This is a genomic window from Paenibacillus sp. P4_A7, assembly GCF_056402455.1.
The window spans coordinates 1-6,529 of sequence record NZ_JBFUHJ010000310.1 but is presented as its reverse complement, the minus strand read 5'-3'; the positions used below and the strand labels follow the sequence as shown (position 1 = coordinate 6,529).

The 6,529-nt window shown below is 44.6% G+C and carries 5 protein-coding genes; all 5 read right to left on the bottom strand.

Annotated features, from left to right (window positions below; all coding sequences use genetic code 11):
- Positions 1–228: 228 nt before the first annotated feature.
- On the bottom strand, positions 229–1,821 hold the full coding sequence (locus AC1DWN_RS24670; RefSeq protein ID WP_477561540.1) for a response regulator transcription factor: 1,593 nt from the start codon (positions 1,819–1,821) through the stop codon (positions 229–231).
- On the bottom strand, positions 1,802–3,520 hold the full coding sequence (locus AC1DWN_RS24665) for a sensor histidine kinase (protein ID WP_477561539.1): 1,719 nt from the start codon (positions 3,518–3,520) through the stop codon (positions 1,802–1,804). The genes AC1DWN_RS24670 and AC1DWN_RS24665 overlap by 20 nt, the downstream gene beginning before the upstream one ends.
- A 63-nt stretch (positions 3,521–3,583) precedes the next feature.
- A complete protein-coding gene (locus tag AC1DWN_RS24660) occupies positions 3,584–4,900 on the bottom strand; it encodes an ABC transporter substrate-binding protein (RefSeq protein WP_477561538.1) in 1,317 nt (438 codons plus the stop codon).
- A gap of 333 nt (positions 4,901–5,233) precedes the next feature.
- Entirely contained in the window at positions 5,234–5,644 is a 411-nt protein-coding gene (locus AC1DWN_RS24655) for a hypothetical protein (RefSeq protein WP_477561537.1), read from the bottom strand.
- Positions 5,631–6,023 (bottom strand): response regulator, encoded by a 393-nt coding sequence (locus tag AC1DWN_RS24650; protein ID WP_477561536.1) that lies wholly within the window; start codon positions 6,021–6,023, stop codon positions 5,631–5,633. The genes AC1DWN_RS24655 and AC1DWN_RS24650 overlap by 14 nt, the downstream gene beginning before the upstream one ends.
- Between the last annotated feature and the right edge of the window lie 506 nt (positions 6,024–6,529).

Genomic DNA, 6,529 nt, shown 5'->3' with positions numbered 1-6,529 from the left:
CCGCTATATTCGGTAAAGCTCAAGTAGATCGTATATACGATCGAGGTGATAAAAAATGCGGTGACGAGCAATGCGGCAGGAAGCGTGTAAAGCAGGGCTGCCCCGTTCCTCTTCAAGTATGCTGTCATCTCTCTTTTCCTCCTAGCTTAGGCTCTCGCCGTTTCTACTACTATTGTAAGAAAAAGGCGAAGCAGAAGGTATAGAAGATCTATGGATTTCTTGTAGAATTTATAGCTGCCCTTTATTGCGGAACTCCTGCGGCGTCATCCCGGTGTAGCGTTTGAATTGGTTAGAAAAATACGCTGCATCTTGGTAGCCGACCTGCTCGGCCACATGATAAGTTTTCGAATCCGTCTCCTGCAGCAGCTTTTTTGCTTCCTCCATACGGATTCCCGTCAAGTATTCGATAACACCTTTACCGGTCTTCTTCTTGAAAAATACGCTGAAGTAGGTGGGATTCATGTTGACTTCCTCGGCGATAGAGGATAAGTTCAAATTGCTGTTGAAACATGCCCGGATGTATGCGATCGCCTGCTCGATCGTGCGGTTGTGCAACAGCGTGCCTGACTGTTCCTTTAGATCCAAGCGCTCGATCGCTAGCAAGAGCGGAGAAATTAACTCCATCAACGAATCAGCTAGTTCCAACCGTTCAAGCCACGCTGGCATTGAGGAGAGCCCTTGTGTCCTGGAGTCTTCATCGGAAACGAGCAGATTGCGGTACAGCGTAATCATGGCAATTTTCAATTCCTGTGCAAGTCGTTCCAGAGCTGTCGGCGAGTAGGCTGAACCTTTGACTGATAGGATCCAGCTATTCAGCTTGGAACAGATCTCCCGTGTATCGTCAGCCTTAAACAATTCTAGAAGCTGATCCAGGTGAGATTGGATATTATCATTCGTTAGTGTTGCAGTATCACTAGAAGTGACTACAACAGACTTATCTCGCACCCACCTCATGCTTAACAGCTGACTAGCTTCCTTATAAGCAACACCAATTGAAGATAGCGGCACCGGCTGTGAGATGGAGATCGAAGCCGTCAAATTTAGAAAATGGTTAATGTTATAGCGCAGCACCATACATTTTTCTATGCACTCTTCGGTCGAGAGAGGCTCCTTCATTAGCAAAACGAGATGTGAAGCTTCATCGTAAAAGCATAGGGGGTGTTCTAGCATCTCTTCCGTAATGTTCCATGCAGCATATTTGAGTAACTCCCATTCCGCTGAATTATATTTCTTTCTAAGCTCAGCTTGTTTCTCGAACTTGAGTGTGGCTACCGCATATTGCTCCTCATCAAGATTCAGCCCGATTCCCCTGGCCTGCTCACGGATGTCCGTCGTTCGCAAGACACCACTTTTAGCTATAAGGCTACGCAGGAAGTCTGTTCGGATCAACAGTTGATTGCGGTTAATGATCTTGCTTTTTCGAGTTTCATCCAGCAGCTTTTCTTTCTCCTCGGAACGTTCCTCATAAATCGAAAGTAGCAGCTCCCGCAATTCGGAGAAACTGGGCGGCTTGACCAAATAATCTTTGCAACCGAGACGAATCGCTCGCTTCGCATATTCGAAATCGTCATATCCGCTCAGAATAATCGATCTTACCTTCGGATATTGGGCGGTTGCTAACTGTATAAGCTCCAGACCACCCAGTCTGGGCATACGGATGTCGCTCAAAATAACATCAGGCTCAAGCTGCTCCAGTTGCTCCAGCGCCTGCACCCCGTCTTCCGCCATGCCTACTACAGTGAAAGGAAGATCCATCCGCTCAATCATCGCCTTAATTCCGTGGCGTAGCACCTCCTCGTCATCAACGATCAGTACGTTCATATTGCTCGATTCTGGGAAGTTCAAGTATGAATCGCGTCCCTTGGTACTTTTCACTTTCCACATCGAATCGGATCGGTCCGTCCCCATATGCGAGTCGTATTCTTTCGTAGACATTGCGGATTCCTATCCCTTCTCTTGTCGTAGTTTCCTGCATTTCGATGCCAGACAGGGCATTCCTCAAGGCTGTTATCTCTACATCATCCATACCGATCCCTGAATCCTCAATGACTATACAGAGTGTTTCCCTGGCTTTCACTGTGATCCAAATTCGGACTGTGCCTTCCTGTCGATTTGGAACAATACCATGCAGAATTGCGTTCTCCACAATCGGCTGCAAGAGCAGCTTAATCATCCTCCACTTCATCACCTGTTCATCGACTTCTAGCTCTAACTTAACCCTCGGATAACGGTATCTCATGATCTGCATGTATAGCTCAATATGCTCGCACTCCTTCTTGACGTCCACCCATTCCTTTTCTTGCCCGATTGCATAACGGAGTAGTTTACCGAGCTGGGACGCCATACCTGAGATGTTATAGTTACCATCGATCTCCGCCTGCATGGCGATGGCACTCAACGTGTTGTTTAAAAAGTGCGGGTTGATTTGAGCTTGTAACGCCAACACTTCGGATCGTTTGCGCCGCTGCTCAGTGTACGTTACCTCGGCAATGAGCTCCTGAATGCGGATGAGCATATGGCGAAAGCTAGATGTGATCAAACCAATCTCATCCTTTCGGTTCGTTTCCGAAACCTGAATATGAAATTGCACCTTGGGCGCTGTCTGCATCATCCGACTCAACTTCTTAAGCGGATGTGAAATCCGATAACTAAGCCCGGCAATGACTAACAAGGCAATTACGAAAAAGAAAACGTTGACCAGTAGAATGGTTTGCTGGATTCGGTTGATTTTGTGAAATAATTGTGACACTGGCACTGCTCCGACCAGCGTCCAGCCTGTCACTTCCGATTTATAACTGCTCTTAAAATGATTCGGTCCAATACAATCCGTCAGCAACTTATTATCGCAGGACTGCCGATTATCGAAAAGAACGTGTCCGCTATCGTCCACGAGCAACAAAAAGCCTTCTTTTTGTATCATCTCATTACTTGATGGTTTCAGGAAATCGAGCAGGAAGTTCATGCGGATCATACCGACCTCTTTAAACGTTTGGGGATTATACAGCAATCTAGACATTGAAAACAAGGTACGCCCGTCCTTAAGTTTCGACGGAGGGGTTACAATGCTTTCCCCGTGTGACTGTCTAGTGAGATCAACCCATTTCGTGTCACTGTCCTTGATGTTCTCTCCAATCCGAAATCGATTTCCGTTACTATCGAACAAATCTATGGTGACCAGACTTTTGCGGTCGGCAGCCCATATCATAGAGAGCATCCCGTTAATTTGCGCTATTTCGTCAAACGAGTAACCGAACAAGCCGTTCTTATTATTTTGGTGCGTTTCCAAAATGCCCATCAGCGTGTAGTCGTAAGCGGGATTTTTCGTAATGCCTTGCAGTAGCTTCGTATAACTATCCATCGTTTCCCCAGTGTTCATCGTCATCCCCTGAAGCCAGGATGCCGCCTCCGGTTGCATCTCCTGCTTGATGAAGGAGAAAGTCACAAAATTGATGAGTACGGTAGGTATCAGAATCGTAATAACGATAATCAGTATAAGCCGATTCGGAAACGAAACATACACGAATACCCCCCCTAACGAAATAACCAGGGAACCGCTCGTAACAGCAGTTCCCTGGCATAACTATTATTTATGATCAGCCCAATATTTATCAGCTTTTTTCTGAATATTATTTAGTACCGTCATATATTGGTCTGGGTTCAACATGAATCGTACAAATTCGCTAGAAGCATATTCCGAGAGTTCGGAAGGTGTCGCTTCCCAAAAGCGCGTAATCGATTTATACCCTCCAGCATTGATAGTGCCAACCAAATCTTTAATGATCGGGTCTTTGGACTCAAGATCCTTGCGGATCGGAACGCCTCCATACAGTGAAAGCACTTTCTCGTTCGCTTCTTTTTTCGTCAGGTTTACAAGCGCTTTGATGGCATTATCTTTGTTCTTTGAGTTCTGCGAAACGAGGAATGGGGTCACCTCGGAGATGACAGTATTGCCCGCTTCCGACTTGATAGCAGGGAGTACGAATGTTCCAAAGTCTTCACCCGGTTTCATTCCTGCATTTTTAAAATAGTCTGAATACCACGTACCCATCATATACATCGCGAACTGTCCTTTGGCCATCGCTGATGGAATTTCTTTATTCCAATCCATGGGCTTCGCAAAATAACCCTTGTCGTACAATGACTTCCATGTCTTCATCACTTCGACGACGCCAGGGTCCGTATATTTCGCTTGACCGATGACCAACTTGTTGTAAAGGTCAGGATTGGAGTGAATCATCATTTCCTCAAACCAGATGAAACCGTTCCACACGTCCGTCGTCGTTGTGCCGATTGGCGTGATGCCCTTCGCCTTCAATGCATCGGAAACTGTCAGGAATTCATCCCATGTTTTCGGCGGCTTGAGTCCATTGTCGTTAAATACTTTTTTATTATAGTACATCACCCAATAGTGCACGCCAGCTGGAATCCCGTACGTCTTGCCATCAAAGGTCAACGTACTGGCCATAGATGGATCCACGCCGTCCTTAACCATGTCTTCCCACTGCTGCGTCATGTCCGCCAGAAACCCAGCATCAACGAGTTCCTTCATTTGAAAGCCGTTCCACCATTTAAACACATCTGCCCCATCGTTCGTTGTAAAACCGATTCGAACTGCCGTTTGGAAGGAAGTGGGTTCGTTGTACGGAACACCGGTTAGCTCCGTTTGATCGTTTTTCAACGTAATTGGGTTKATCTCCTTCAGGTAGTCTGTCCATGCCGCATTGTCATAAAATAATTTCGCCTTGACAGATTCTTTTGCTTTCGTAGCCGCCGCCTGCTCATTACTGCCTTTCGCCGTATCTGTCGGTTTTGTTCCCGAAGTTGCGTTATTGCCACCTCCGCAAGCAGTTAACCCAACTATCAACGAAGCTGCTACCACCAAAGATCCAATCTTTCTCATAGGAGACCTCCCCTTTCATTGTAGCGTTAAACGTGAATTTGAAACCGTTTACCGTACATTTATTATAATTACGATGCGGGCAAGCATTCTATAGAAGATCTATGGATATCTTGTAGTATATATAGATTCTTTATACCACGCTGGTTTTGGTGCAACTCCTCATAATACAGATCATTTCGTCCGACTCGTTGCCAAGAATGTCGATCAACGTGATCTCATTCCCCTCTTTGAAAGTAGCAGTTGTATTCTGCCGGACAAATAAGTGCATCGTTTCATGTGGAATTATATAAATTTATCCCATAAGACCGTTTCCTTCCGGCAACGGCGGCAGGTTCAACAGAATCGAAGAAAGGAAAGAAGGGGTAAGTTACTGCTTTTACCGGCGATTAACCGATACATGGAAAGAGCCAGCGTATCGGCATAGACTTCACCATGAAGGGTACGTGACTCTACCGGATTTCCAATGGTGGCGGATAGAGAAAAATACAAATACTCCTCTATTGTTTTAGAAGTACCGGCGGATTCCCACCCCCATCCGCCTGTGCCAAGGGGGCCAAATAAGAAGTTTTGAACATCAGTAGTATCTTTCGCCCAACGACCTTCATATGGGAAAATATCGAAATTGTTGATTTCTCCAGCAGTATAATCATGGTATTCCGTGTTTTTAGCAAATGCAATTGATGGTTTTGTTCCTTGATTAAACGTTACGATACTATAAGGATTTCCAGATTTAGCGGCATTCATTCTTTAACTTTTGAAGCAACCGGGACAGCTCCTCGATTCCRGCAGGCTTCATTAAATAGTCGACAGCGCCAAGCCTTATTGCTTCCTGGGCATAATGAAAATCATCGTAGCCGCTCAAAAAAATAATTTTCGTAGGAAATGGCTTCTGTTGAGATTTCAGCCTGGTCGCCAACTCTAATCCCGACAATGTAGGCATTCGTATATCTGTTATCAAAATTTGCACTTCATGGCTGTTCAAATATTCCAATGCTTCCAAGCCGTTCTCGAAAGCACCAACCAGTTGAATATCTAAAGATGACCAGTCTAAATGATTTTGAATCCCTTCGCGAATCCAAACTTCATCGTCGACGACCAACGCTTTGCATAGATCTAATTCCATAATAGCCTCCCTATTTCTATTAAAAGAATTAGAAAATTGGAAATAAGTTGTTGAAATAGACTCGTTTAGATCCCTATCATAAGTCTTCGTCCTTGCATAACAAACTATAAAAACTTTAGAAATCTACAAATTTTATACAAGTCAGTAATTTTTTTAAAATATTTCACTACAAAATGACTCAAAATCCCTCAAGATCCCTTAAAAGTGATTGAAAAACAAAAAAAGCAGCTTATTCCTCGTTAGAGGATGGGCTGCTTTTGCTCTATTAACCTAACCATTCGTTTCACATTGACCACAAATGCGGTAAGATAGGCTTGTATTCGTATACGGAAGAGCCCACGATATTTGGCTGTTGCCATACCGTGGAATCTCTTCATCGTTCAAACTCGATTTGTTCTTCCTATAAAAGTAATTTCTCTTTAATCTTCTCATTGACCCATTCTCGCATAGACAATATCCATTCTGTTTCCTTCGGATAATCGCTGAATGTGATTGGTTTACTAGCC

Bases quoted from the DNA above. Each gene is read 5' to 3' on its own strand.
- AC1DWN_RS24655 (WP_477561537.1), bottom strand. From the start codon at position 5,644: ATGAATGCCGCTAAATCTGGAAATCCTTATAGTATCGTAACGTTTAAT.
- AC1DWN_RS24670 (WP_477561540.1), bottom strand. From the start codon at position 1,821: ATGAACGTACTGATCGTTGATGACGAGGAGGTGCTACGCCACGGAATT.